The organism is Pedobacter sp. SG908, from assembly GCF_011759615.1.
GTDB lineage: Bacteria > Bacteroidota > Bacteroidia > Sphingobacteriales > Sphingobacteriaceae > Pedobacter > Pedobacter riviphilus.
This window is the reverse complement of sequence record NZ_JAAOYY010000001.1, coordinates 401003-426856: the sequence shown is the minus strand read 5'-3', so window position 1 is coordinate 426856 and position 25854 is coordinate 401003. Positions and strand designations below refer to the sequence as shown.

Annotated in this window: 20 protein-coding genes; 11 read left to right on the top strand and 9 right to left on the bottom strand. The window is 39.6% G+C overall.

Going from position 1 to position 25854, the window contains the following annotated elements; genetic code table 11:
• Window positions 1–24: 24 nt before the first annotated feature.
• The 5 genes from FHT21_RS01585 to FHT21_RS01565 all read right to left on the bottom strand — a co-directional run bounded on the left by FHT21_RS01585 (window position 25) and on the right by FHT21_RS01565 (window position 5690).
• Complete coding sequence (locus FHT21_RS01585; RefSeq protein ID WP_167293053.1) at window positions 25–1215, bottom strand: PAS domain-containing sensor histidine kinase; 1191 nt, start codon at window positions 1213–1215, stop codon at window positions 25–27.
• Between the two features lie 56 nt (window positions 1216–1271).
• Window positions 1272–3053, bottom strand: coding sequence for a hypothetical protein (locus tag FHT21_RS01580; RefSeq protein ID WP_167293052.1), 1782 nt, complete (start codon window positions 3051–3053; stop codon window positions 1272–1274).
• A 182-nt stretch (window positions 3054–3235) separates the two neighbouring features.
• Window positions 3236–3691, bottom strand: coding sequence for a pyridoxamine 5'-phosphate oxidase family protein (locus FHT21_RS01575; RefSeq protein WP_167293051.1), 456 nt, complete (start codon window positions 3689–3691; stop codon window positions 3236–3238).
• A 34-nt stretch (window positions 3692–3725) separates the two neighbouring features.
• Complete coding sequence (gene adhP, locus FHT21_RS01570) at window positions 3726–4745, bottom strand: alcohol dehydrogenase AdhP (protein ID WP_243853824.1); 1020 nt, start codon at window positions 4743–4745, stop codon at window positions 3726–3728.
• A gap of 69 nt (window positions 4746–4814) precedes the next feature.
• Window positions 4815–5690 (bottom strand): universal stress protein, encoded by an 876-nt coding sequence (locus tag FHT21_RS01565; RefSeq protein WP_167293049.1) that lies wholly within the window; start codon window positions 5688–5690, stop codon window positions 4815–4817.
• 331 nt (window positions 5691–6021) lie between these two features.
• Between FHT21_RS01565 and FHT21_RS01560 the strand changes: the two genes are divergently transcribed.
• Window positions 6022–7257 (top strand): alpha/beta hydrolase-fold protein, encoded by a 1236-nt coding sequence (locus tag FHT21_RS01560; RefSeq protein ID WP_167293048.1) that lies wholly within the window; start codon window positions 6022–6024, stop codon window positions 7255–7257.
• Window positions 7258–7271: 14 nt separating this feature from the next.
• On the opposite strand, the gene FHT21_RS01555 is transcribed toward FHT21_RS01560, so the two are convergent.
• Genes FHT21_RS01555 through FHT21_RS01545 form a run of 3 tightly spaced genes read right to left on the bottom strand, consistent with a single transcriptional unit; the run spans window position 7272 to window position 13555 of the window.
• Entirely contained in the window at window positions 7272–8654 is a 1383-nt protein-coding gene (locus tag FHT21_RS01555; protein ID WP_167293047.1) for an arylsulfatase, read from the bottom strand.
• Between the two features lie 38 nt (window positions 8655–8692).
• A complete protein-coding gene (locus FHT21_RS01550; protein ID WP_167293046.1) occupies window positions 8693–10183 on the bottom strand; it encodes a RagB/SusD family nutrient uptake outer membrane protein in 1491 nt (496 codons plus the stop codon).
• 12 nt (window positions 10184–10195) lie between these two features.
• Window positions 10196–13555: a TonB-dependent receptor gene (locus FHT21_RS01545; protein WP_243853822.1), complete on the bottom strand. Its 3360-nt coding sequence runs from the start codon at window positions 13553–13555 to the stop codon at window positions 10196–10198.
• A 1539-nt stretch (window positions 13556–15094) separates the two neighbouring features.
• Here FHT21_RS01545 and FHT21_RS01540 point away from each other — a divergent pair.
• Genes FHT21_RS01540 through FHT21_RS01520 form a run of 5 tightly spaced genes read left to right on the top strand, consistent with a single transcriptional unit; the run spans window position 15095 to window position 21070 of the window.
• Window positions 15095–18229 carry a TonB-dependent receptor gene (locus FHT21_RS01540; protein ID WP_167293045.1) on the top strand — a complete coding sequence of 1045 codons (3135 nt, stop codon included), beginning with the start codon at window positions 15095–15097 and terminating at the stop codon, window positions 18227–18229.
• A 13-nt stretch (window positions 18230–18242) separates the two neighbouring features.
• On the top strand, window positions 18243–19724 hold the full coding sequence (locus FHT21_RS01535; RefSeq protein ID WP_167293044.1) for a RagB/SusD family nutrient uptake outer membrane protein: 1482 nt from the start codon (window positions 18243–18245) through the stop codon (window positions 19722–19724).
• Between the two features lie 27 nt (window positions 19725–19751).
• Window positions 19752–19904 carry a hypothetical protein gene (locus FHT21_RS01530; RefSeq protein WP_167293043.1) on the top strand — a complete coding sequence of 51 codons (153 nt, stop codon included), beginning with the start codon at window positions 19752–19754 and terminating at the stop codon, window positions 19902–19904.
• Window positions 19905–19914: 10 nt separating this feature from the next.
• Window positions 19915–20115: a hypothetical protein gene (locus FHT21_RS01525; RefSeq protein ID WP_167293042.1), complete on the top strand. Its 201-nt coding sequence runs from the start codon at window positions 19915–19917 to the stop codon at window positions 20113–20115.
• On the top strand, window positions 20099–21070 hold the full coding sequence (locus tag FHT21_RS01520; protein WP_208398851.1) for a sterol desaturase family protein: 972 nt from the start codon (window positions 20099–20101) through the stop codon (window positions 21068–21070). The genes FHT21_RS01525 and FHT21_RS01520 overlap by 17 nt, the downstream gene beginning before the upstream one ends.
• Window positions 21071–21214: 144 nt before the next feature.
• Here FHT21_RS01520 and FHT21_RS01515 read toward each other — a convergent pair whose 3' ends face one another.
• Entirely contained in the window at window positions 21215–23059 is a 1845-nt protein-coding gene (locus FHT21_RS01515) for a hypothetical protein (protein ID WP_167293041.1), read from the bottom strand.
• 228 nt (window positions 23060–23287) lie between these two features.
• On the opposite strand from FHT21_RS01515, the gene FHT21_RS01510 reads away from it, so the two are divergent.
• From FHT21_RS01510 to FHT21_RS01490, 5 genes are all read left to right on the top strand, one after another.
• Window positions 23288–23617, top strand: coding sequence for a DUF4870 domain-containing protein (locus FHT21_RS01510; protein WP_167293040.1), 330 nt, complete (start codon window positions 23288–23290; stop codon window positions 23615–23617).
• Window positions 23618–23627: 10 nt separating this feature from the next.
• Entirely contained in the window at window positions 23628–24155 is a 528-nt protein-coding gene (locus FHT21_RS01505) for a hypothetical protein (protein WP_167293039.1), read from the top strand.
• A 47-nt stretch (window positions 24156–24202) separates the two neighbouring features.
• Window positions 24203–24586, top strand: coding sequence for a hypothetical protein (locus FHT21_RS01500; protein ID WP_167293038.1), 384 nt, complete (start codon window positions 24203–24205; stop codon window positions 24584–24586).
• Window positions 24587–24756: 170 nt separating this feature from the next.
• On the top strand, window positions 24757–25224 hold the full coding sequence (locus FHT21_RS01495) for a hypothetical protein (RefSeq protein WP_167293037.1): 468 nt from the start codon (window positions 24757–24759) through the stop codon (window positions 25222–25224).
• Window positions 25225–25315: 91 nt separating this feature from the next.
• On the top strand, window positions 25316–25810 hold the full coding sequence (locus tag FHT21_RS01490) for a hypothetical protein (RefSeq protein WP_167293036.1): 495 nt from the start codon (window positions 25316–25318) through the stop codon (window positions 25808–25810).
• The last annotated feature ends 44 nt before the right edge of the window (window positions 25811–25854 follow it).

Genomic DNA, 25854 nt, shown 5'->3' with positions numbered 1-25854 from the left:
GGAGATTGCGTGTTTAATTGTAAATTATTTACCAAGTGCAAAGCTGAGCGTAAAAACTGTACCTGAATTTTGTTCGCTCTGACAGGCTACTGTACCATTCATCAGCCCCACATATCTTTTTACAATGTTCAGGCCTAAACCTGTGCCAGGGATATCGCCCGTATTATGCGCCCTGAAAAATGGTTCGAACAGATTGTGCTGGTCGACTTTTGGAATGCCAATACCATTATCTTTCACCTCTAAAATAAGCTCATCATTTTTTAAAATGGAATTGAACTGGATCAAAGTGTCTGCACCGGAGTATTTTATCGAATTGGAAATCAGATTGATCACACAGTTTTTCAACAGGTTCGGATCGAGGTAAACTTCGGCAGTTGTACCTGTATGTTCGTAAATAATATGCTGGTTCTGTTTGGTCATCATCTGCATTTCTTCAGCTATTTCTTCAGCAAAGCTGATGATATTGAAAGACTGAGCGGACGCTTCTACTTTTCCGGCCTCGAGTTTTTCGAGCGAGAGGAAATCGTTTAATATTGTGGTAAGGTTATTAATCGAATTTTTGATTTTCAGCGTATGTTTTTCTACGCTGGCCACATCATGTTTGGAGGTATATTTATCGATCAAAGAAGCCGATAATTGTATCGAACTGAGTGGTGTTCTAAATTCATGCGAGGCCATAGACACAAACCTTGTTTTGAGCTGATTGAGTTCCTTCTCTTTCTGAAAAAGCGCCTGCATATTTTCTTTGGCCATTTCGAGCTCAGACACCAGCTTTACCAGATCGTGTGTACGTTCCTTAATCTTTACCTCTAATTTTTCGGTGTAGCTTTTGATCTGCTCTTCATTGGCCTTTTCTTTACTCAGATCGTGGATAAAACCAGTATAAATTTTACGGTCGCTAAATTTTATTTCGCTTACCCCCAGCCTAAAGGGAAAAACCGAGCCATCCTTACGTTTACCGGAAACTTCTCTCCCGGTTCCGATAATGTGTTTCTGCCCGGTATGTTCATATCTGGATAAGTAGCCATCATGGCGAGAATGATCAGGCTCTGGCATCAAAATCGATACATTTTTGCCTACCAGTTCATCCCTTTCATAACCAAAAAGCTCAAGTGCAGCGGGGTTTAAATGTTCTATGAGTCCCTTATCATCAATGGTAATAATCCCATCAATGGCATTTTCAATAATTGCATCTAAAAATTTCGACCTATCCATGTAACACATCAGTATATCCTTGTAAATATAGAAAAGTTATTCCCGATCTTTTTCTCTTATTCAACAATCAATCCGTCCAGTTTATCTTCCGACTTTGCCAACTGTTCATATAATCCCTTTAACTCGCCCGATGCCTGATCGGCAACTTCACTGAATAGTTTTTTGTAATAGTTAATCCCTTCGGCCAACTGTAGTTTGAATCCGTTTAACTGTTTTATTTTTTTTTCGCTAAAATGTTGAAACTGCTGTTTAATATCATTCTGCAGATAATCGATATAGAGGTTAAGTTCTTTGATAAAAACATGTGGCCTTTCCACTTGCGCCAGCAGGTTAATTTTTCCATAAATATGGCCAACCATTTCATCGAAAGAATATACATCAGAAAAATAGGCCAGGTTTGGCCCTGGGCAAATGGCTACTGCGGTATTTTCTTTTGGTTTAGCCATGTCATATTTCAGATAGGTAGCGGCACATAAGCCTTCACAAAGGCAAACTTTTTCAGTAACCAGATTAAACTGTTTTTGGTATTCATCTGCTGATAGGCCAGCAGTTTTAAGGCTTTTGATTTTTAAGTGCTGATATTCACGGGATGCTGTACAGATGGCTTGCTCAGTAAACTCGGTATTGTTGCAAAGGTATTTTTTGGTACACGGGCTTCCTGGCCTGCCCTTTTCAATTCTTTCAACCCGTTGCTTTTCTATACTGCTGTTTTTAAAATTATTAAACTGAATACCCAGCGGAGAAGCCCCGCTTAGATAAAAATCGCTTTCTGCTGAGCTGGCCAATTGCGCCAATGTTTCGGCATCAACATTAGTTACTTCTGGTACCAATAGAAATGGGCTTCCCCAGCCTGTGGCATCGAGATTATAATGTTGAAGGAGGAAATCGTGTTCCGCGGCGGTACCAATCCCACCCTGAACACTGATTCTCTGTTTGGGCCGTTTTTCTATTTGGATTCCCTTTTGCGCCACTGCAGATTGGTACATTTTAAAAAGCTCAGCAAGCATATCGTTTTTTTTGAGCTTAAATTCTTCCAAAATCGGCCCCAGTAAATATCCTTCTGTTGCAAATGCATGGCCACCACAGTTTAAGCCCGACTCAATCCTGAATTCTGAAACCCATAAACCCTTTTTTGCCAAAAATTTAGCCTGGATCAGTGCCGACCTGAAATCGCTTACTTTTAGGATGATTTTCTTTTTCAGCTTGCTATTTTCATCAGGAAAAAAGTCTTCAAAATTTTCCATATAGCTGTACAATTTCGGGTTCATACCGGCAGAGAGTACAACAGAGGCGTTTAGTTTACTTTCGGCAAAACCACGGAGTGCAGCTAATGCATCGGTATTGGTATCACCCGAATATTCGCCATCAAGGTAATTCATTTTATCTACCTTGGCCATGATATTCACATCAATAGCGCCCATCTGCATCGCATTTTTTAAAAGCGCCTGGAAACCCTGCTTGGTTTCACCTTCAGGATATTGCAACATCAGGTCATAACCATGCTTTAATTTAGCAGTATTGGGCAATAGTTCAAAATAACGGCAAATATCATTACCAGTGGCAAAATCCTGTTGTTTCAGGGTTTTAAAATCTGAGGTTATGGTTTCCTGCAAAAAATCCAGGTAAGCTGTGATGCGTTTACTGCGGCTATCGGCCTCCCCTTTAGGTATGGCATGAAAGGAAATGGAGCGTTTCTGCGAGTGATAGGCACGCATGCGTTCGATGAGTTCGTCATCAACAACGGATAACACGGATGAAATACCGTACCTGGCAACTTTTAGTGGCGTATCAATGGAATAGCCGAGGCCCAACACGGGGATATGGAATGAATGTGGCATTGTATTTCGTTATGTAAATCTGGCTTTTTATACAAAAGCCAAATGGTTTCGACAGCAAAACTATTGCAGTTGAGCCAGTCAGACCATGATGCCAGTCAAAACGAAAAGTGAGGGAGATCACTTTCCAACAATTTATAATACCAAACTTGGAAAGTATGATTTATTTATATTGCTAAAACCACTTATTCAGCACGATCGTTTATCTCGAATCTACCTGTTTTAAGGTGAAAGATAATTTTGAACACAATAACATCTTCATCATAAACATCTGTTTTGCCTGTTCCATGCGATGGTTGCTCCGAAGGGGTATTGGTTAAAGGCATCATCCGGTGGATAATCCCCTGAAGCGCTCTTTGTTTTTCTGTAGCATCGGTTATTTCTTCAAATTTGCCCCAACACACCACACTCTTCCAGTTAAAGGTATCGCGGATCTGATCGGTTTGAAAGCATACCTCAGGGTTACTTTTCATCATCCTGATTTTTTGCCCCGGAGCAGAATGAGCATAAACCGTGCTGCTATTGTACACATAATTGATAGGCACAATGTAACTTACCCCATGGGCATGGCAGGCCAAACGACCAATGTATTGTTCTTTAAGGAGCTTTTCTATCTCCTCATCTTCTAGTTTTCCTAACATCTTACAAGAATTAATGTTGAATATTTATAATTAATTAAGTACCTGAAATATCCAAAACAATCCGCCCCTCAATCTCACCCTTTTTCATTTGATCGAACACATTATTGATGTCTTCCAGTTTTGCTTTTTTAACCTGTGCCCTTACCTTTCCATCTACCGCAAATTCGATGGCTTCCTGCATATCCTTTCTTGTGCCTACAATAGAGCCTCTAATGGTTATCCTGTTAAGTACTGTATCAAATATGGGCAGGTCAAAACTGCCCGGAGGTAGTCCGTTTAGAGATAAAGTACCTTTTCTGCGTAATGCCGAAAGCCCTTGACTAAAAGCAACAGGTGTTACTGCCGTAACCAATACACCATGCATACCACCGGTTTGTTTTTTAAGAAATTCACCCGGGTCACGTTCTAGCGCATTAACAACAATGTCTGCCCCCAGTTTTCTGGCCATTTCCAGTTTATCGTTTGAAATATCAATCGCGGCAACCTGAAAGCCCATGGCCTTTGCATACTGAACCCCAAGATGGCCGAGCCCGCCAATACCTGATATGGCTACCCACTCACCTGCTTTTGCATCAGTTTCTTTTAAACCTTTGTATACGGTAACCCCGGCACAGATAATAGGTGCCATTTCTGTAAAATTTACATGCGAAGGGAAATGGGCAACGCATCTCGAATCGGCAATTACGTACTCTGCAAAACCTCCATCAACACTATAGCCTCCATTCTGCTGCTCATAACACAACGTTTCCCAGCCTGTTAAGCAAAATTCGCAACAGCCACAGGCGCTGTATAACCATGGTACGCCAACCACATCTCCTTCTTTAACACTTTTAACATCATGTCCCATTGCAGCGACCAACCCAATGGCTTCGTGGCCTGGCACCAACGGCATTTTTGATTTTACCGGCCAATCTCCATTACAGGCATGCAAATCGGTGTGGCATACCCCACATGAAATTACCTTAACTAAAATCTCATATTGATGGAGCGGTCTAACCGGAAGTTCTTCTATGGCCAGCGGTCCTCCATATTCGTGGATAACCGCAGCTTTCATTGTTTTAGGATACATATATTTTGTTTTACAATAGATTATAATAATTGAATTTTATCTAGTGATGCGCTACTACATCGGAACGTTGTGTGATGGCGGTAAAACCAAAAGCGGGATCTGAATATGATCTGACATGTTTAGGGTATAACTACCTTTAAGCAGCTGATGAAAAAAACTATGTTTTCGATGCACCATGGTCAGAATATCGATCTGTCCGTTTTCTACGATCCAATCTAAACCGTCCTTAATCCGTTCACTGTTTATATGTCTATAGTAAATATTTCTATAGTTAACCCGATCGGCAACCCGGTTTAAAAAATCTTCGGTTGTATGCTTATAGCCTTCTGGTTCTGATTTTGAATTACCGGTATGTGTAATGAGTATATCGGCATTAAAAGGTTTTGCAAATTCGGCAAGTGTACATAAAACGGAGACATCACTATGGCTAAAATCTGTGGCAAAAGCGATTTTTTTAGGTTTCTTAAAGCTATATCCCGCAGGTATAAGCAAAACAGGTATTTCCTGCTCGATAATTTTTCTGGCCACACTGCCCATAAGCGTTTTGGTTAACTTATCTGCACGGTTTAGTCCGGCCACAACGAGGTTCATTTTACATTCAGTAAAATATTTACCAACCTCTTTTTCAACCTCGCCACAAACCAATCGCCCAAACACTTCTGCTTTAAAACCAAGCTCATGATGGGCTTTTTTATATTTTTCTTCAACTTTTTCAACCAGTTTGCCCAAGGCTTTTTTAGCATCATCTTCTATAAGCTTATATTCATCAAGCGGCCATACCAAAGATGCGGCAGCCGGAGAAAATTCAGGAACCTGAAAAACATTTAACAATTCTACCCTGGCACCAATACCATGGGCCAGATCAGTTGCATAATTGGCTGCGTTCTCTGCCGTTGCAGAGAAATCAACAGGGACCAGGATCTTTTTCATAATGGGTCTTTTTTGATAGGTATAAAGTTTGTAAAAAGCCCATGTTAAAAATATGAGTAGCGTCAGTTATTAAAATGATTTTCTCCCAACGTCTTCACCTAAAAGCTTATTCTTTTACTTAAAGAAGAGAAAAATTAAATCATTAATTATCTTGCCGTTATGGATATATTTCAAATGCTCATTAGCTCCCTAAATCAATGATTCAGTTTGTTTTATTATAAAGCATTCCAAAAGATTCATTACTTTTTTCTACAGTAAAATATTGCATTCTAATAATTCTTTATTCCTAAAAATATAGTAATTTCAATCGCAGGTCTATAAACTCAACGATATGATTTACAGCAACTACTTAAGGCATTATTTTAGAAATAACATCGTATATATATTTTTCATACTGTTAATTCCCAAAAGCTTAGTTGCTCAAACCGATCCGGTATTTAAACCCATATCGGCAGATATCATCAAACTTCCGTCTAAAGTATTGGGTGAAGACCGGAAAATTTATATTTATGTACCGCCTGTGGATACTTTACGGCCCGCTAAGCGTTACCCTGTATTATATGTACTTGATGGGGATAATCATTTTAGCATGCTTGCAGAATATTGCCGTTACCTTAGTCGTTTGGACGTAAATGTAATGCCCGAGATGATTATAGTTGGCATCCCTAATACAAACCGCACAAGGGATCTTACCCCAACTCATAGTATTTTTGATTATGATGGAAAGCCTGATACCAGTTCAAATTCCAGGTTTAAGCCAAGTGGTGGCGGCAATAATTTTTTACAGTTTATTGGTAGTGAATTGATCCCTTATGTTGATGCTCACTACAATACAGAAGCTTTTAAAATTTTTGCAGGACACTCATTCGGTGGCATCGCCACAATAAATTGCTTACTAACGCAACCAGATATGTTTGGTGCTTATGTAGCCATAAGCCCTTCATTTTGGTGGGATAAGGAATATTTACTTAAGCTCGCAGATAAAAAGCTAAAAAACAATCAGATTATAAATAAAATGGTCTTTTATAGTGATGCGAACGAAGGGGGCTCAGATAAATCAACCTTTCATAGAGATCTTTTAAAATTCGATTCTATAATAACCCAAAAGAAGATAACAGGTTTAGACCATAAATATGTTTATTATCCTGAAGAGATACATATGACGGAGCCGATAAAAGCCTATTATGATGCTTTACGATTTATTTACAAGCAATGGGATCTGCCACAGATGGATCCAAAATTATTGAACGCCACTGCTGTAAAGCAACATTACCAGCAACTATCTCAACGGTATGGGTATGCTGTTATACCAACAGAAGTAAATATTAACAACACTGCAATGTATTTAATAACCCAGCCCGGAGCACTTGATAATGCAATAGATTTACTTGAAATGAATACTCAAAACTATCCGGCATCGCCTACTGCTTTTAGCCAATTAGGCGATGCTTACCTAAAAAAGGGCGATCGTTCAAAAGCATCTACTTGCTACAAAAAGGCACTTGCATTAAACCCTGGTTCACAAAAAATAAAAGCTAAATTAACAGGAATTTCAGAAAAACAGTAGCCCTCCTTATTAAACTACTTCACAGTCCAATAGGGAGAGTCCGTTCTTGCAGTCAAAAGATAATCCTCAATCTGCTTAACAATATCAGGATGGCTTGCTGCTACATCATTTGTTTCGCCGATATCGGTCTTCAGATCATAGAGTTCCAATTTGTGGTGTCTTTTCACTCCTTTCCATCGCCCGTAACGTATCCCTTGTTCAAAACCCAGTTCAAAAAATTCCCAATATAAGAAACGGTTTTTTTTAGGTTTTTCACCTTTAATAGCCGGATAAATACTCAGCCCATCAGTTTTGAATCCCGTGGTTTTGCCGGCAATATCCGCAAAAGTTGGCATAATATCGGCAAAATAGCCAGGTACATTACTTATTTTGGGGGCATTTTTGAGAAATGGAGCCCATGCAATAAACGGGATCCTGATTCCCCCCTCATACATATCTCGTTTATATCCCTTTAATTTCCCGTTTGAATCAAAAAACTCTGAAACAGCCTTGAGTTGGCTTGTGGGTTCAGACCTGGGTCCATTGTCAGAGGCGAAAAAAACAATCGTATTTTTTGATAAGCCACTTTTAATCAAATAATCTTTAACCTTACCTACGGCCTGATCCATATAATAAACCATGGCGGCATAGGTTTTCATATCCTCGGGCCAGTTCATGTGCTTGTAAATGGCCTGGTCTGGTACATCAAGCGGAGAATGTGGATTATTGAAATTCAGCATCAGGAAAAAAGGTTTCTTACCATCCTTTTGAGTTTCAAGATAAGCTAGCGCCTCATCAGTACACATATTGGTTTCATAGTAACCTCTTTTCTCATTGGTATTTGGTGCTACAGTTACGAGTTTTCCGTTTATATAACGGTGATCGGGCCAGTAGGTATTTGTGTAAGTAGAAGGAATATTAATCAGCCAACCCGAAAACTTGTCGAAGCCCCGCTGTAAAGGCGTAGCTAAAGAATCGTATCCATCAACGTGCCATTTCCCTACCAGTGAAGTATTATATCCGGCATCCTGTAATAAGTTTCCAATGGTATAATCATCTTTGGTCAGGTTAGCCCTGTACACAATATTTTTACCTTTTTTTCCAGCAATACCACCCTGTTCGGTGGCATTGCCCCTAATGGTGGCATGCCCGGTATTGAGCCCTGTCAGGATCGAGCCCCGGGATGGCGAACAAACCGGAGCCCCTGCATAAAAATCGGTAAATTGTGTCCCTTCCTTTGCAAGTTTATCAATGTTGGGTGTTAGGATTTTTTGTTGTCCATAAACACCAACATCTCCATAACCCAAATCATCAGCCAAAATAAAAACTATATTAGGCTTTTGTCCTGGCGCCCGTTGTGCAAAAATTGCTGCGTTACAGGCTAGCAAAAAACCAATTATTAATAACTTCCTTCTCATTGCTTATTCTTTTGATTTTTAATCTCAATAAATATCCCCTAATTGTAGCCAGGATTTTGAACATAAAGACCTGGTGCGGTCTGAATTTCTGCTGCCGGAACCGGGTAAATTACATAGTTTGGTACAATTTCGTTAATTTTTGTTATTGCATCGGCAGTTCTCCAGGCATTCATCTGCGAAACGGCCAAACCTTCCCTTACCAGATCGTTCCAACGGAGCCCTTCACCTAAAAATTCTCGCTGCCGTTCCTGCATAAGTATTGGGATGGTTACATTAGATAGTGCACCAACCCCGGCCCTGGCCCTCACCTTATTAACGATCGCATCAACATCTGCCTGAGTGCCGGGTGCACCATGTAGAATACATTCGGCCTTCATCAGCAAGATATCGGTATAACGCAATACAATGAAATTAATTGGCCAATCTTTCCCTGACAAACCCTTTTTGGTCACATCGATATATTTTTTGATGAAAGGGCCAGCGGTATAAGTGGTAGCCACATTGAAAGGATAGCGGATATCTGTTCCACTTACCGTATTTGTAGTGTAGGAGGTCACTAAGCTTTTCGATACAGGAAACGTGCTTGCTCCATAACCATTTCCAAAGCTATTGGAAATACCATTACTGGTCCAGTAGGCTACTGGCACCAGGTGCGATGGGAAACCTGCGCCGTTTAAACTGGAAGCAAACTGGATATCAAATACCACTTCACTATTGTTTTCTTTTGCATACGAAAAAATCGATGCATAATCTGATATAAAACTATATGGGCTTCCGGTAATTATAGCTTCAAACAATGCCGCAGCCTTATCATATTCATTACTATTAATGCCAGGCCCATTAATACCATAGGTTGGTCCGGATTTGGTTAGATAAACCAAGCCCAAAAGTCCCTTTGCAGCATAAGAAGTAGGTCTTCCCAAATCAGGTCCAGTAAAAGTAGCAGGTAAATTAGCAGCTGCATACTGCAGATCGGACTCGATCAATGCATAAACATCAGCCACAGGACTACGCGGAATGCTTGCTACTTCAGCGGCACTCTTCACCGACGAGATTAATGGAACCTGCCCAAAAGTTCTTACTAATGAGAAATAATAGAAGGCCCTTAAGAAACGTACTTCTGCGGTGTACCGTGTCGCATTTGCACTAGTTAATACACTTCCTTTGGTTTCCAGTGCAGCCAAAACCGTATTGGCATTATAAATTCCATTGAAGTTGGCTTTCCAGGCGGTAGAAATAAATCCTGTGGTGGTAATACTTGGAGTGAAGTTGTTGATCCCATCCCAATCACGGTTACCATCGGAGGTTGCATTTATATTATCACTGCGCATTTCACTAAGGAACAACGCCTGACTCGGGTAATTGTTTAATTGCGAGTAGACCCCATTTACAGCCTGAAGAAAGTCGTTATTATTGGTGAAAAAGTTATCAGTTGCCAAACTTGACACTGGAGTTTGATTTAACTGTTTTTCGCAACTGCCCAATAACAGCAATAGCGAGAACAGTATTAAGTATATTTTCGTTTTCATCTTATATTGTTACTAAAAGCCAATATTTATACCTATTGAAGCTGTTTTACTCAGCGGCATCGAGCCGTAGTCACCAGAAATTGCATAACTGGCATCGCCGCTTACGTTTGTGTTCTGTGCCTCTGGATTTGCTCCTCCTTTATATTTATCATGAGAAAAATAATTTTCCAGCGACACAAATATCCTTGCCGAAGAAATTGCTGGGGTTTTAAATAATTTTTTAAGGTTATAACCCAGCGTGATGTTCTGTACCCGCAGAAAATCGGTAGAATACACCCAGTCGGAGGTTACATTTGGGTAGGTATAACCCGCGCCTAGTTTACCCCTTGGTGCATTTGGATCAGGATTGGAAGCTGACCAGTGATCTCTCCAAACTCCCAGAACGTTAGCTGTGGTGCTGCCCGAAAAGTCGATTGCCCGACCGAGATACGACAGTATAGAACCTCCATGTTGGCCATACAGCTGTATTGCAAGGTCAAAGTCCTCATATTTAAATGTATTGGTCCAACCCCAGGTATACTTAGGAGCAGGTTGCCCACCCACTACCCTATCGGCCGCACTGATTTTTCCATCTCCATTATTATCAACATATTTAGCATCGCCGGCTTTTTGCCCAGATACTTTTGCTACATTGGGATTGGCAATATCAGCAGCTGTCAGAATACCATCCGTTTTGGTAATATAATAACTGAATGCAGGAAGCCCTTCCCGCAACAGATAAGGTGCATTGCTGCCACTGTAAGCAGAAGCAATCTCAATATCTGCATGCGTTGGCCCCAGGTCTGTAACCGTATTTTTGTTAAATGCGATATTGGCGCTCATTGCCCAGGTAAAACGTGCTGTCTTTAGATTTACGGTATTCACGCCAAATTCGAGGCCTTTGTTTACTACTGCTCCAATGTTTTGCAAACTTGTACTGAAACCGCTTGCAGATAACACGGGCAGATTAAGTAAAAGATCACTGTTTTTTTTATGATAAGCATCAAAAGTGAAATTGATCCGGTTAGCGAGCAAACTCAAATCCAAGCCAAGATCATAAGTACTTGAAGTTTCCCATTTTAGTGCTTTATTGGCCAGCCCAGAAACTACCTGACCAGTGGCGGTTGTAGGCGTATTACCGCCGAAAACATAATTCGAATTTACGAGTGTACTGATTGCATTGTAATCGCCAATGTTATTATTACCAGATTTACCCCAGCTGAGTCTAAGTTTTAGCTCACTAATTGCTTTTACATCCTTTAAGAAAGACTCTTCTGAAATTTTCCACCCTGCAGATACCGAAGGAAAAGTTCCCCAGCGGTTCTCAGCACCAAATTTAGAAGAGGCATCTCTTCTAATGGTACCAGACAATAGATATCTATCTTTAAAAGCATACTGGAGCCTGCTATAATAAGAAAACAGTGTATTGTTAGCTGCGGTAGAAGTTCCGGTAGTTGTTACCCCTGCCGAATTGGCAATTGCATTACTTAATGTTTTGATAATATCGTTGGCAAAACCGCCGGCTGTAGCAAGCCTTACGCCTTCAGCATGTACAATATTATAAGATACCCCTGCAATAGCCGAAATTTTATGAACACCAGCAATTGTAGTCGAGTAACTCAAAGTATTCTCATTTAAAAAATTTTGTTTCTTGTTTACAATGTAAGCGCCTGTTGAATAAAGTCCGGGATTGGTTAACAAGGCCGATGCAGCCCCCACGGTTACCTGATCTGATGTATACTGTGATGTATTTCTATCTACATTATCATAGTTTACACTCGATCTTAATGAGAGTCCCTTAATAATCTGGTAATCTGCATACACTGAAGCCAGCAACCGCGAAGTTTTAACATTATTTATGGCAGTTTCCAGATATGCGTATGGACTGATGAGTCTTGGACTTGCCCAGGTATAGGTACTGTTTCCATACGCACCTGTATTGAGTCCGGCCGAACTTTCTACAACAGGCACCATCTGTAGTGCATTCATCAGCTGGTTATCCTTTCCTTCAGCAGGTGGTGCATTATTAATTGAATATGATGGAGCGAGATTAATGCCGAACTTTAACTTTTTACTCGCATTGGCCTCAACATTTGCCCTCAATCCGTAGTTTTTAAAATTAGAATTGAGCAGTGTTCCATTTTGATTCAGGTAATTACCTGAGATAAAATAAGTGACATTTTCGGTACCTCCACTTGCTGAGGCTTCATAATTTTGATAAGGTGCTTGTGTAAAAACGGCGTCCTGCCAGTCTACATAATCAAGTCCGGGATGTCCGGCCATCGCCCATCTTGGATCAGTCATATATGAGGTATTGATCGTTCCGGCAGCAAGTCCAAGCACCGCAGCCCTTTCAGCATTGGTCTGGCTGGCGGTTCTGCCCGTACCCGAAGCTACCCAGGCTGAGTTGGCAAGTTCTGTTGCCTGTGCAACCCATTCATCAGCACTCAGCATATCAACCTTTCGTGATACGGAACTGATTCCTGCTTTTGCATTTGCACTAATTTTGGGCCTTCCTGAAACACCCTTTTTTGTAGTAATAATCACAACGCCATTAGCAGCGCGCGAACCGTAAATAGCTCCTGCGGCTGCATCTTTTAATACCTGTACACTTTCAATATCATTAGGATTAAGGTTATCGAGGGGGCTGTTTGAGATGCCTCCTGCAGCATTTTGACCGGCAATATCCAAAGGGAAGCCATCTAAAACATAAAGCGGTTCGTTGCCAGCAGTGATTGATCCTGCTCCTCGTACCTGAATACTCAATCCTGCTCCGGGCATACCACTTTGTTGCCTCACCTGCACACCGGCCATTTGTCCAATTAATGCCTGTTCAACCCTCGAAATCGGTTTTTCATCAACAGCCTTGGCATTAAATGTAGCCACAGAACCCAATACATCACTTTTCTTTTGTGTTCCGTAACCTACCACAAGTACTTCTTCCAGCTTACTTTGGTCGGGATCAAGTTTTATAGAAAGTACCTCTCCTTTGTAAAGTATTTCTTGTGTTTTATATCCCACATAGGTAAAAATTAAAGTGGGCTGACTCTGTTCGGTAACGATCTGAAATTCGCCATCAGGGTTTGTAGATACTACCTGGGCTGTTCCTTTAAGCCTGACACTTACGCCGGGCAGGGGAAGATTTTTTTCATCTGTTACCCTTCCTTTTACCGTGGTTAATCTTGTAGGGACAGCATTAAGTATTTTCGGTTCCGCCATTATGGCTACGCCAGAAAGAGTATGATGATTGAGGTGGTGGTGTTTGTCTTTATTTTTTGCAGAGACTTCTAAAATGGAGGAAATCAGAAAGATTCCGGTTAAGCCTGTGAGCAAAAATGTTTTCGATAAAGCTGCGATACGAGAATCCTTCCAGGACTTTCCGCTTATTTTCATAATTATATTGGTTTATGTCAATCATGAAATTACAATGGGTTATTTCCACTTATTATGAAAAATTCCGTGTAGAATTCATAAATTTAACATGATCATTAAATAAATTGACCGGATGCAACGCCAATTGATCTCCGGTTAAATGGTCGAAATCTGGGGAGGATGCAGAAATGCATTTCCCCTTATTATATTCAGCAAGTATCTTCTGTTTTGTATGCTCCTTTCTTAATAGAATTTTTTATCTCATTTTATTTACATGTTAATATTGAATAAGAGTTTGTCTGCAATTTAGATAGGACTGTATCTGGGATATTGAGATAGGAGTTAAGAAGAGGAATGAAGGTTTTAACAAGCATAAAGAATATATAATCTATAGTATTAGTAGTCAAAATTATATTATCTTGGCATGTCCCACAAATTTTTAACAAAAATTACGGTTTTCATAATTTTTTGACTTCCGGCAACGATGGCATAATAATTTATTGGAACAAAAATTATCCAATTCATAAAACAATTTGCTTTATTGAATATCAAATTTGAAATGTCCGTTGTTTTAACAAATGTAAATATTGTCATCCTGAGCTTGTCGAAGGACCTCTTTTAAATGTCTTAAAAGCATTCTGATATTTCTAAGATCAGTACAGATTGAGTGCAGCGTGACAAATTAGATCTGAAATACAAATATAATGCAGCGTCATTTTTCTTAAAATAGAACTAGACCTCGTGACCGATATTGCATTGAAAACTGTTGGTTTTTAGCAACAGTAAATTTTATTATTTCTATTTTCTCTGTGTGGAAAGTGATTCACATTGTACACTTTTCTAAAATTCAGGCTTCCGATCCCCGATCAAGAAAGTTAGAAATTGGCAAAAAACAAAATAGCTTACAACTATTAATAACTTCGTACCCGAGTCGGCATCTTTTTTGTTACAAAGTGTGTATGAAAAGGAATGATATAATCAGTGCGCTCTTAGGTATGTTGATTATGGCCATCACTTACTGGCTGCTATTTTATAAGTTCTCCTCTCCCAAAGAGCGTAAAGAGGTGAGAATATCCTCCTCAGCACCACGTTTTAAAAACTTAGAATAAATACCCCTTACCATTCTTAATCCAAAGAAAATCTTAAATTTTATTTGAGCGTAAAATGGATTTTGAAAAAAAAATCTATAAATTCTATAGTTATTATAGTCTTTTTAAGAAAAGTTTTTATATTTGTCCAAACATGTTGAGTAATATTAAAGCTTACTAAAAATATGATGCCAGATCTATTTATTTTTTCTATGCGCGTGTATCCTTCCTGTTGTTGCTAATACGGCAGCGCTCATCACCTCTTTTCTATAAAACAATACTGGCCTAAGGCTAACAGTAGAAGTGTAGCCTTTTTTAAACAACTTACAAAATGAAATAGCGTCTATCATAAAAAACAAAACCGACAGGGAAGCCCTGCCGGATATTATTTGATAACCAGCGTAACGCCAATCACTTCTGGTTACCAAGTTTTACTAACAATTCAAATCATTAAATAAAACTGTATAAATATATGGAAAAATCTATCCATAGAAAAAAAATTGCCGTCAGGCTGATGACATTTCTTGCCATTGCTATGCTTACTAAAAATGCGAGGGCGCAGCAGGAAAACACCCCGATTATTAACTCTACCTTAATCGGATCAGTAAAAGATTCGATAACTAAACAGCCCATAGGCAATGTGGTTTTAGCCATAAAAGGAACTACGCATGCCGTAACCAGCGCACCTGATGGAAGCTTTTCATTTCGTACGGGGCAAAAATTCCCTTATACCCTTATTGTAAGTTTTATCGGTTACCAAACCAAAGAGATTTTGGTGGATGGAAGTCCGATTACCATTTTATTGGCAGAAAAAGCAAGTAGCCTGAATGATGTTGTGGTAATGGGCTATGGCAGCCAGAAAAAAAGCGACGTTACCGGATCGGTAGCCTCTGTTTCTAAAAATTTACTGGCACAGCCCGCAGCAAGTTTTGATAATATGCTTCAGGGCGGTGTTTCCGGTATCGGCGTAACACAAAACTCCGGGCAACCAGGTGGCACAGCAACAGTGAGAATCAGAGGTGGGAATTCCATCTCCTTTGGAAATGCACCACTCTACGTAATAGATGGTTTTATTGTATACAACAATAACGACAATGTTAACGTTGGTTCCATTGGCACCAGCTCAAATGCCCTATCTACTATCAATCCAAGCGATATTGAATCAGTAGAAGTATTAAAAGATGCCTCTGCAACCGCCATTTACGGATCGAGAGGAGCCAATGGTGTAATTATCATCACAACAAAAAAAGGAAAGAAAGGTGTAAACAATGTAAATTATAACGGTTATTATGGCACGCAGCGGGTAGCCAGAAAGCTGAATTTATTAAATGGCAGCCAGTGGGCGGCATTAATAAACGACATTAACACGAGTGATGGTGTTCAAAAAACATACACCGATGCGCAGATCGCTGCGTTTGGCATAGGCTCAGACTGGCAAGGCTCGGCATTAAGTAACGCACCAATTCTTAATCAAGAACTTTCCGTTTCCGGTGGAGATGAAAAATCGAGGTATTTAATTTCCGGCAATTATTTTAAGCAGGATGGTGTAATCATCAATTCGGGTTATGAAAGGTATTCGGCCAGAATAAATTATGAGAAAGACATTTCTGAAAAATTTAAGGTTACCGCTAATTTTTTCGGGAGCAGATCAATAGAAAATAAGCTAGCAGGAAGCGCCTACAACAGCATTAACTTTAGCAATGCTTATGCGAATTTAATTCTTACTGCTCCTATCGCTCAGATTAAAAATGCCGATGGCAGTTATAATACCAGCAACCCTTTAAATGCTACACCAACCAATCCGTTGCAAGATATAGCAGCCACTACAAACCAAAATACCCTAAACCGCATATTGGGTAATGCCGCTGCAGAATATAAAATTTTAAAAGAACTGACGTTAAAAGTAACTGCCGGAGTAGATATCCTGAATACGAATCAGCAATACTACGCCCCCTCCTTCACCGCTTCGCCAGCTGGGGCATCAACCGGCTACGCTACCAAAGGTTATGCTGCACTCGGTTCGGGCAATGCACTGAGCTGGCTGAATGAAAATACCCTGACGTATAACCATACTTTCGATGATAAACATTTCCTTAATGCGCTTGTAGGTTATAGTACACAATATGAAAATGGTAAATCCTTTACCACATCTGCACAACAGTTTCCGAACGATTTAACCACCTTTGATAATTTATCATATGCGGGCATTGCCAACCTGCCCAGCTCTGCTGCACATAGCTCGAGCCTGAATTCTGTTTTGGCACGTGTTAATTATTCATATCTTCACCGTTACAATATTACTCTATCTGAAAGAGCCGATGGTTCTTCCAAACTGGGTAAAGAAAACAAATGGGGATTCTTTTCTTCTGTCGGCGTTTCGTGGAATGTAAACGACGAGGAATTTTTCAAGTCATTGCAAAATGTAGTGAACAACTTTAAAATTCGCTTAAGTGCAGGGCAAACAGGAAATTCGGAAATCCCGCCCTACAGTTCACTTTCTTCATTATCACCGAGTAATTATTATCTGGGCGGCAAATTGGTTACCGGAATATCGCCCATACAGATTGCGAACCCCGACCTAAAATGGGAAACCACCACCCAATATAATGCTGGCCTGGATTTGGGATTTTTAAACAACCGCATTTCTGTTACTTTCGATGTTTACAGTAAAAAAACCACCGATTTATTACTTAATGTGCCATTGCCTTTATATACGGGTTATGCCAGTGCTTTAAAAAACATCGGAAGTGTATCTAACCGTGGTATTGAGTTTTCTATAAATACCGAGAATATAAAAACACCTGGTTTTAATTGGAAAAGCACATTAATTTTTAGTGCCAATCGTAATAAGGTGTTAAGCCTGGGCGAAAATGTAAAAAGTTTCTTCCCGGTGGCTCCAACCGGACAGGTATCGCCTGTAATTGTTCAGGTGGGTTTACCTGTGGGCACATTTTGGGGTTATAATACCAACGGGCTTTTAACCAGTGCCGATCTTAGCAATGGCACCCCGTTATTGGGCGGTGTACCGCAACAGGCTGGCGATACGAAATATGTAGATACCAACCAGGACGGGGTTATAACCACAACCGACAAACATAGCCTTGGCAGTGCGCAGCCAAAGTTTACCGGTAGTTTAAGCAACACTTTTAATTTTAAGGGTTTAGACCTGTCGATATTTTTTCAAGGTTCTTACGGCAACAGAGTATTCAATTTATTACAGCAGAGCTTAGAGCGACCAACGCTTACCCAAAATGCATCGGCCACGCTTTTAGACCGTTGGACACCCCAAAATCAAGGTGCTGTTGTTCCCCGTGTAACCAATTCGCCTGTACCCCAGGTAACCGACCGCCTGATAGAAGATGCCTCGTACCTAAAGCTTAAAAACGTCTCACTAGGCTACACCTTTAAAACTGAATGGGCAAATAAGATCAAGTTAAAAAATTTAAGGTTTTATATCTCTGCCCAAAATCTGTTCACCATTACAAAATATACCGGTCTCGATCCTGAAGTGAATTTTTACGATAACGATAATACGAAACAGGGAATAGACTTTGGGACTTACCCGGCCACAAGAACCTTTTTGGCAGGTTTATCCATCACCCTATAATTATAATGTACAAATGAAAAGAATAATCACTAAACCCATAATCTGGTTATTAGCAATCATAATAATTACATCAGCTGCCTGCAAAAAACTCGAAGAAAACCCAAGTTCGGTTATTGTAAGTTCGCAGTTTTTCAAAACACAATCTGATGCCATATCCTCAGTTAATGCAGTTTATAGTTCTTTGAACAGTGATCCAAACGGCGATTTCCCCTTGTATGGCCGCCAGCTCAATCTATTGGTCGAAAATGCAAGCGATAACCAGATTTTTAGCCCGAGCAACACCAACCCCGATGTAAGGGCACTTGGCGTATCAACCTACATCCCTTCTAACAGCAGGATACAAAAAGTTTGGCAACAGCTGTATTATGGCATCAATAAGGCGAATATCGCAATTGATAATATTCCTAATGTTGCAACCGATACCCTTTTAAAAAACAGGCTGGTACGCGAGGCCAAATTTGTAAGGGGTCTGCTTTACTTTAACCTGGTGAGGTTATACGGCGATGTACCATTGATATTGCACGAGCCTAAAAGTGTAAACATTGAAGATCTATTGGTTAAGAGAACTGCTACCACAACAGTATACCAGCAGATTATTGCCGACCTGACTGACGCCACCAACTTACCAAAAAGTTATGGCAGTGCAGATTTAGGCAGGGCCACATCAGGCGCAGCGCATTCGCTGCTGGCAAAGGTATATGTTACGCAAAAACTATGGCCAAATGCACTTGCCCAGCTCAACACCGTAATTAATGGTGGTTATGGTTATGCCTTATTCGCCAATTATAAGGATGTTTTTCAAAAAGCCACAAAAAACGGCATCGAACATATATTTTCTGTACAATTCGAAAGCAATCTTGGGGCGAAAAATGTGGTACAAAACCTTAGTCAGAGTTTTACCTCATTTAATACCGGAACCTTCCCTATTGATGTGCCCGCCAATAAAAGTGTTTACGCGCTTTTTTCTGCGGCCGATACCAGGCGCGAAACCACCTTCTACGATTCGGTTTATAACGCAGCAACTGGCAAGTATGTGGTTTTTAAAAATGCCTATACACCCTATTTTAACAAATTTGTTGATTACACGCTGACACCCTTAAATACCCAGGCCCAGAGCGGGATAAACTATCCAGTAATCAGGTATGCAGATATATTGTTGCTTTATGCCGAAGTAGTAAACAATATCAGCGGGCCAACTGCTGAAGCTTACAATGCCATTAACAAAGTAAGGACAAGGGCAAAAATTGCAGATTTAACACCTGGTTTATCTACAGATGCATTTAGAGACTCGGTTTTCCTAGAGCGCAGAAAAGAATTTATCCAGGAGGGGCATAGGTGGTTCGATCTGGTACGGCAGGGCGGAAATATTTATGTAGATGCACTCAAAAAAATTCCAGAAAAATCGGCTGTGTCCTTAAAAAATATCTTGTTCCCTATTCCACAGACCGAAAGAGAACTCAATACGCTGCTTACCCAAAATCCGGGATATAATTAATTATTCATTTATAAAACTAAAGAAAAAATGACAGCATCAGACTTTAACATCTTAGGCAAAAAGATATTGGTGGGCATCATTGTAACGCTGATCCCCTTTATCATCATTGTTGGTGGTCTTTACCTTACCCAGCGTTTATTGGGCGATGAGCCAGCAACCCAGATCATTCACAAAAACTAAATCATGAACCATGAAAATCGAAGAAAAAACCCGGCAAAAAATCATTAGAAATGCGGTATTGAGCCTCTTTATCTATGTGTTGCCCATTGTCTTAATGTTTGCCACCTTTTACATTACCGGCGAGAGGCCCTGGCTAAACCAACAGCATAAAGCTGAAAAAACCAAATCTGTAAACCCTAAAAATTCATCAAACAATGGAACCAGTGATTAATTTTATCAAAAGCGTAATCGAAAACCTGAATGGCTTCGGTTTCCCCTTTTTAGTATTCTTTCTTGGCGTACTCGAATTCTCTTTTGGATTGTATAAAGGCAAGTGGCCGAAAAACGAACGTTTTGTTGATATTGCCTGCTTTACCCTGCCAAGATTGGTCATCAGACCTGTTGTGGCCTATTACGGTTTAAAGTTTTTACCGGCCGTACTGCCGGGTTTAAAAAATACCTTTGAGTGGGTACCTTTCTTTTGGGGCTGTATTATTATAGCCATTGCCGATGACCTTACGCAGTATTGGTACCATAGGCTGCACCACGAAATTCCCTGGTTATGGCGTTTTCACCGTACGCACCACTCAGCACCGTATATGGGCATGGCCATGGCCAGCAGACAGAATGCCATTTATACCCTGTTTTTTTCGCAAACTTACCTTACCACAGCGTTGGTGTATTTAGGACTAGGCATACCTGCCATCGTGGTAAGGGGAATTAAAGGTACCATTACCACCCTGGCGCACTCGAGCATTCCGTGGGATAAACCTTTTTACAAATACAAAATACTACATCCACTGGCCTGGGTATTGGAAAGAACAATTTCTACACCTGCTACCCACCATGCGCATCATGCAGCGACAACAGATGATGGCGTGGGTTATTACAAGGGTAACTTTGGCAATATGTTTTTCTTATGGGATATTATTTTTGGGACAGCTTTAATTAGCAGAAAATACCCTAAGGCTTATGGCATTTCACATTATGAAGGCGACCAATGGTATGCACAGCTATTGTGGCCAATATTCAAATCGAAAGTGGCTGGTAGCGAACTGGCAAAAGATGGCCCGGTTGTGAGGTTAGATGAACCAACTCCTGCATCTCCCATTCAGAATAAATCAAACGAAGATTTTGAAGAAGAGGAGTTTTATTACCAGCCAAGCCCAACACTAGCTAAAAATTAATACCAAAGAGGTTGTATCATAAGTCTAAAATTGTCATCCTGAGCCTGTCGAAGGACCTTTTTAAAGGCGTTTCGACAGGCTCAACGTGACAAAATAGAACGAAATTATACATTATGATACAGCCTTTTAATTTTAGATTATATTTTAACCTATATTTTGCAAAAACAAGTTTAAATCGTCTTCTTTTCCCAAACCCAGCTTTTGTTTAATCCGATAACGGCTCATACGCACACTTTTGGCTTCGATATGCATCAGCTGGGCAATTTTTTTAGTATCCATCTTCAAATGGAGGTAAGCGCAGAGCTTCAGATCGAGTGCCGTAAGTTTTTGTTGTGCCCGTTGATTTAACAGAGAGAAAAACTCTGGATGTACCTGTTGGATCTGAAATTTGGCTTCTTCGAAATCATTATCCAATAGCAATTCTTCATTCCAGATTTTATTGATGTTGAACTGGTGGTTATCACTAAGCTTTTCCTTAATCTGGAACAGCATTTCTTTTTTATGCTCGAGCTGTAACTGACTGGCCATTACTTCTTTCTGCAATTGTTGCTGCTGGCTTTCCAACAGCAGCTGCTCGGCCTTTAACCTGGCCTGCTCCTCTTTTTCGAATTTCATCTGCAGTTCGGCATCCTGTTTTTCTAAATGCAATTGCTTCTCGCGCTGCAAGGAGTACCTTAGCCTGAAGTGGTAAGAGCGGAACATAAATATAAGCCCCAAAATGGAGGCAATTGCAATACCGAAATATAGATATTTTTGTTGCTGTGCGTATTTTTCGCTTTGTTTTAATAACTTAACCTCACTGTTTTTTTTTTCAGCTTCATACTGAACCTCCAGTTTTTGAGCATTTAATGTCCGTTTTTCATCAAAAAGTTTGTTGCCATATTCCGTTGCTTTTTTCTGAAATTCAAGTGCTTTTACATAATTTCCATTCTGCTCATAAAAATTAGAAAGTGCAGTTACCACATTAATCAAGGTATAATAATAAGGTACTTTCTTACCTATCATTACATTATAGGCTTCTTGCAGGTAACCTTCCGCCATTACTAGATTTTTATCTCTCCTGGCGTATTCGCTCAGAATCCCCAAACTACTCGCCCTTATTTCTTCGCCGTTTATTGCACCTTTCATCACTTCGTTGGCCATACTGGCGTAACGGATAGCATTGTTTTTTGCTTCCTGATCGGTATCCGCGAAATACCTCAGGTAATAATCGGCACTGTTGATACAGGCAATACCATAAGTTTTTCGCGCAACATATTTCGGATGCTGGATGTAAAGGTTTTGGGCCTTGTTCAAATAATAGATGATGCTATCGCGGAACACTTCTTTTTTAGTACCGGCATAATTATAATCGGCAGCAACAGATAAAGCGATATAACAATTGCTCAACAGGTTATAATCAGTGGTTTTTAAAGCATTTTGGGTAGCTGCCCAGGCATACTTGTTCACATTTTTAACATCATCCCAACGTGAGTTGATCATATAGAGTTGGTAATATATTTTGGCGCTGAGATAAGGGTCGGATACTTTTTCCAACGACTTCAGTGCAAGCCGACAATATTTGGTAATCTGCTCCGAATTATCAATCGCATTATAAAATAATGCCTGCGCATAATAAGCATAGGCCATTGCAACGGGCTGTCGCGATTGCTGCGCAAGGAGTAGCGTGGTATCGCTAGCTTTTTTTGATAAAACAAACTCTTTGGTCGTGGCATATACACTTGTCTGTATTGTCCTGGCTTTTACAGCCTCTGTTAAATTTTTAAATTTTAAAGCTAAAGCTGCGCTCAGTTGAGCCTTTCGTATCGCTGCTTTATAATCGCCATTAATTCTACTTCGCTCCGCAAGCTGCGTTAGTAATGCCGGTTTATCTTTATCGCTTAACTTTTCAAGTGCAGTACTATCCAATAAAGTTTGCGCATAGGTTATAAAACAACAGATGCAAATGCCGATTAAGAGAAATATCTTTTTAAAATGTTGATGCTTCATACCGTAAAATTAGCATAAAGATTGAAGTCGCGACAATATTGTAGACGAAAACAAAAAACAACAAAACACACAAAACACTAATAATCAATACATTAAAAATACCTGTAGATGTATTGTAGACGTTTTATTAAAACATTGTAGATGCTCTGTAGGTGGCCAATTCTTTTAGATAATGATGATTAACTCCAAATTTGACTCAAATAATTTTCAATCTAAAAAACAGAAATCATGGACAACAAAACACTTTCAATCATTTCTTACATCACCCTTATTGGTTGGTTAGTAGCCTATTTTACTGGAAAAGATAAAGCCGATGCTTTGCTTAAATATCATTTAAGGCAATCACTAGGTCTTGCCATTGTAAGTATTATTTTCAATATAGCCTTTACCATCATTGCCAGTATAGTACCTAGTTTATCCTTTTTAGGATTTGTGGGTTATGCATTTATCATTCTTTGGATTATAGGCATCATCAATGCGGCTAATGGTGCATTAAAACCTATTCCGCTGATCGGTAAAATGTTTGAAGACAAGTCTTCATTTGTTGGTAAATACTAAAAAGAAGTTTATGCGCCTCAACATCAAAAATGTCATGTTAATGGTGATGGTTTTTACCATCACCGCATGCAACTTTATGGTAAATACCCCTGACGAATATTTCGACCAGGCAGCCCTAAACACGAATGACATATCGCGCTTCGGCACATACTATTTCGAAGGTTACCAGAAATATCTTAAAAACGTATCTGGTCCAGGTAAAGTTACTAGCTGCGAAGAATACCTGAAAAATTCGATTGCCAGAGCTGAAAAGAACTTGGAGAAGGTAAAAAAACTACAGCCAACTCCAGAAACAAAACCCATGCTTGATGCATCAATAACATTGTACAAATATGTTTTAACGAGCTATAAAGCCGAGCACCTTAAAATAGCTAAAATGATCGATAATCATGAGCCGGAGCAGGAAATTAACAAGGCCTTAACAGAACTGGATACCAGCCAGTACGATGTATTTATAGAGAAGTACAGTACGCTTTGGAAACTTGCAGAAACATATGCCAAGGATAATAAAATTGAAGTAAAAAAAATGCCTTTTTAGTAGATCCATCATTCACCCTACCGTTAACTGTACTTTAAAAAAGAAAAATGATGTGGAGTGACAGATACAACTATTACAGCATTAAAAGCGACCTGCAGCACAAAAAGAAGGCAGAAACCGGAAGCGTAATGGATGTGCTGTTACAGACCGGAAATTTTGTGAAGCAAGATCATCAAAGCCTATGTAATGCCGATCATTTCCCATGGACGAGCATCACATTGGTTGAAGCAAAAGAAGGAAGTTTTTCTTCATCAAAAAGGCAAACAGACTTTATTAACTTGATTGATATTGTTTGTAGCAAAGAAAAAAATATAGATCAGCAGTTATACCTTAAAACTTTTTTAGCGATAGCCGAAAAATTAAACTGGAATTTATACCTGGAAGCCGATGATGAAGGAAATGAAAATATAATCATTGAACGTATGCGCTAACTCCATCATCAGGTAGTTGTTTCATTTAGGTAATCAAACACTCTGATTCAAATTACCCGGGAGAAACACAAAGAGAACTTCGATAAATGGTTTGGACAGTACTTTAATGAGGCTAAAAGAAGTATCGATATTAAAACATATCGAATTCATTTTCAAATAATTAAAACAACATGCAAACATTTAAATATTTCGAACAAGAAGGTAATACCTATAAATTAAAGGTGCAAAAAGGCCTATTTTACACCATTACTTTGGGCTGTATTGCTGCCATCATAGCCATATTGATGTATAGCACCAGCAAGGCAACATTTTTATACGTTGCTTTCTTTGCCTTTGTAGGTGTACTGGGTATCTTGCGTACCACAGGTATTATTGCTTTTGATAACCAAAGCCGTGAAATACAGCGTAAACGTTTTTTCTTTAGTGCTCCTGTAAGCTATAGCTTTGATGATTTTGACCATTTTCTCATCTCGAAACAAAAAAGTTATTTTATTACCGTGAGTATCCAAGCCATTATGGTAATGAGAAAGGGCGATAAAACCAGACATATTTTACTGGCACAAACTTTATTTACATCAAAACCCCTTCAAAAACTTAGCGAAGAAATAAGTACGATAATGGGCTTGCCACAAACTTAAAAATATACAGCTATGGCATTTAACAGGCCTGCTCCCTTCACCTGGCTGTAGGCCAACCCTAAATACTAAAAAACAGGAGAAATTATAAAACATGGCAGCATATCATTTAAAAATAGAAAACGGCAGACTCAGCTTTCAGCCCGAGCGTGATTACAAAGGCAAGATTTTATTTTTTGCACTCCTGGCAGCAGGAATATTTGTAGTTACGCCCATGTTCGATCTCAACTATAATACGTATTGGGGCATAATGGCCATAGGTTTTGTATCGGCACTTACGGCGGTTTACGATTTTATCTTTCATTTTAACGCTACCTATATTTTCGATCAATACACTAGGCAGGTATACAAAAAAATCCCTGGTTTATTTACCCGCAAAATTATGGCTTTCGAAGATGTACATATCCTTCATGTACAAGAAGATGGCCTGTTGCATTACGCTTTATCGCACAAACAGAATAAATATGGTAAAAGCTTCGCCATTAGTCAACCATTTGGTACCAATCGCAAAAGCCAGATCAGACAAGAAGTATTTGAAACAGAAGTGTTAAAGGAAATTGAAAGAATGATACATCTCAGCGTACAATAAATTAGAAATCTCAAACATACAATTAAATAAAAGATAAAAAGATT

What these genes read in the sequence shown, in the direction of transcription:
- FHT21_RS01495 (WP_167293037.1), top strand. Translation starts at nt 24,757, where the DNA reads ATGCAAACATTTAAATATTTCGAACAAGAAGGTAATACCTATAAATTA.
- FHT21_RS01545 (WP_243853822.1), bottom strand. Translation starts at nt 13,555, where the DNA reads ATGAAAATAAGCGGAAAGTCCTGGAAGGATTCTCGTATCGCAGCTTTA.
- FHT21_RS01560 (WP_167293048.1), top strand. Translation starts at nt 6,022, where the DNA reads ATGATTTACAGCAACTACTTAAGGCATTATTTTAGAAATAACATCGTA.
- FHT21_RS01505 (WP_167293039.1), top strand. Translation starts at nt 23,628, where the DNA reads ATGCGCCTCAACATCAAAAATGTCATGTTAATGGTGATGGTTTTTACC.
- FHT21_RS01565 (WP_167293049.1), bottom strand. Translation starts at nt 5,690, where the DNA reads ATGAAAAAGATCCTGGTCCCTGTTGATTTCTCTGCAACGGCAGAGAAC.
- FHT21_RS01540 (WP_167293045.1), top strand. Translation starts at nt 15,095, where the DNA reads ATGGAAAAATCTATCCATAGAAAAAAAATTGCCGTCAGGCTGATGACA.
- FHT21_RS01490 (WP_167293036.1), top strand. Translation starts at nt 25,316, where the DNA reads ATGGCAGCATATCATTTAAAAATAGAAAACGGCAGACTCAGCTTTCAG.
- FHT21_RS01515 (WP_167293041.1), bottom strand. Translation starts at nt 23,059, where the DNA reads ATGAAGCATCAACATTTTAAAAAGATATTTCTCTTAATCGGCATTTGC.
- FHT21_RS01535 (WP_167293044.1), top strand. Translation starts at nt 18,243, where the DNA reads ATGAAAAGAATAATCACTAAACCCATAATCTGGTTATTAGCAATCATA.
- adhP (WP_243853824.1), bottom strand. Translation starts at nt 4,745, where the DNA reads ATGAAAGCTGCGGTTATCCACGAATATGGAGGACCGCTGGCCATAGAA.
- FHT21_RS01510 (WP_167293040.1), top strand. Translation starts at nt 23,288, where the DNA reads ATGGACAACAAAACACTTTCAATCATTTCTTACATCACCCTTATTGGT.
- FHT21_RS01500 (WP_167293038.1), top strand. Translation starts at nt 24,203, where the DNA reads ATGATGTGGAGTGACAGATACAACTATTACAGCATTAAAAGCGACCTG.
- FHT21_RS01555 (WP_167293047.1), bottom strand. Translation starts at nt 8,654, where the DNA reads ATGAGAAGGAAGTTATTAATAATTGGTTTTTTGCTAGCCTGTAACGCA.
- FHT21_RS01530 (WP_167293043.1), top strand. Translation starts at nt 19,752, where the DNA reads ATGACAGCATCAGACTTTAACATCTTAGGCAAAAAGATATTGGTGGGC.
- FHT21_RS01550 (WP_167293046.1), bottom strand. Translation starts at nt 10,183, where the DNA reads ATGAAAACGAAAATATACTTAATACTGTTCTCGCTATTGCTGTTATTG.
- FHT21_RS01575 (WP_167293051.1), bottom strand. Translation starts at nt 3,691, where the DNA reads ATGTTAGGAAAACTAGAAGATGAGGAGATAGAAAAGCTCCTTAAAGAA.
- FHT21_RS01525 (WP_167293042.1), top strand. Translation starts at nt 19,915, where the DNA reads ATGAAAATCGAAGAAAAAACCCGGCAAAAAATCATTAGAAATGCGGTA.
- FHT21_RS01520 (WP_208398851.1), top strand. Translation starts at nt 20,099, where the DNA reads ATGGAACCAGTGATTAATTTTATCAAAAGCGTAATCGAAAACCTGAAT.
- FHT21_RS01580 (WP_167293052.1), bottom strand. Translation starts at nt 3,053, where the DNA reads ATGCCACATTCATTCCATATCCCCGTGTTGGGCCTCGGCTATTCCATT.
- FHT21_RS01585 (WP_167293053.1), bottom strand. Translation starts at nt 1,215, where the DNA reads ATGGATAGGTCGAAATTTTTAGATGCAATTATTGAAAATGCCATTGAT.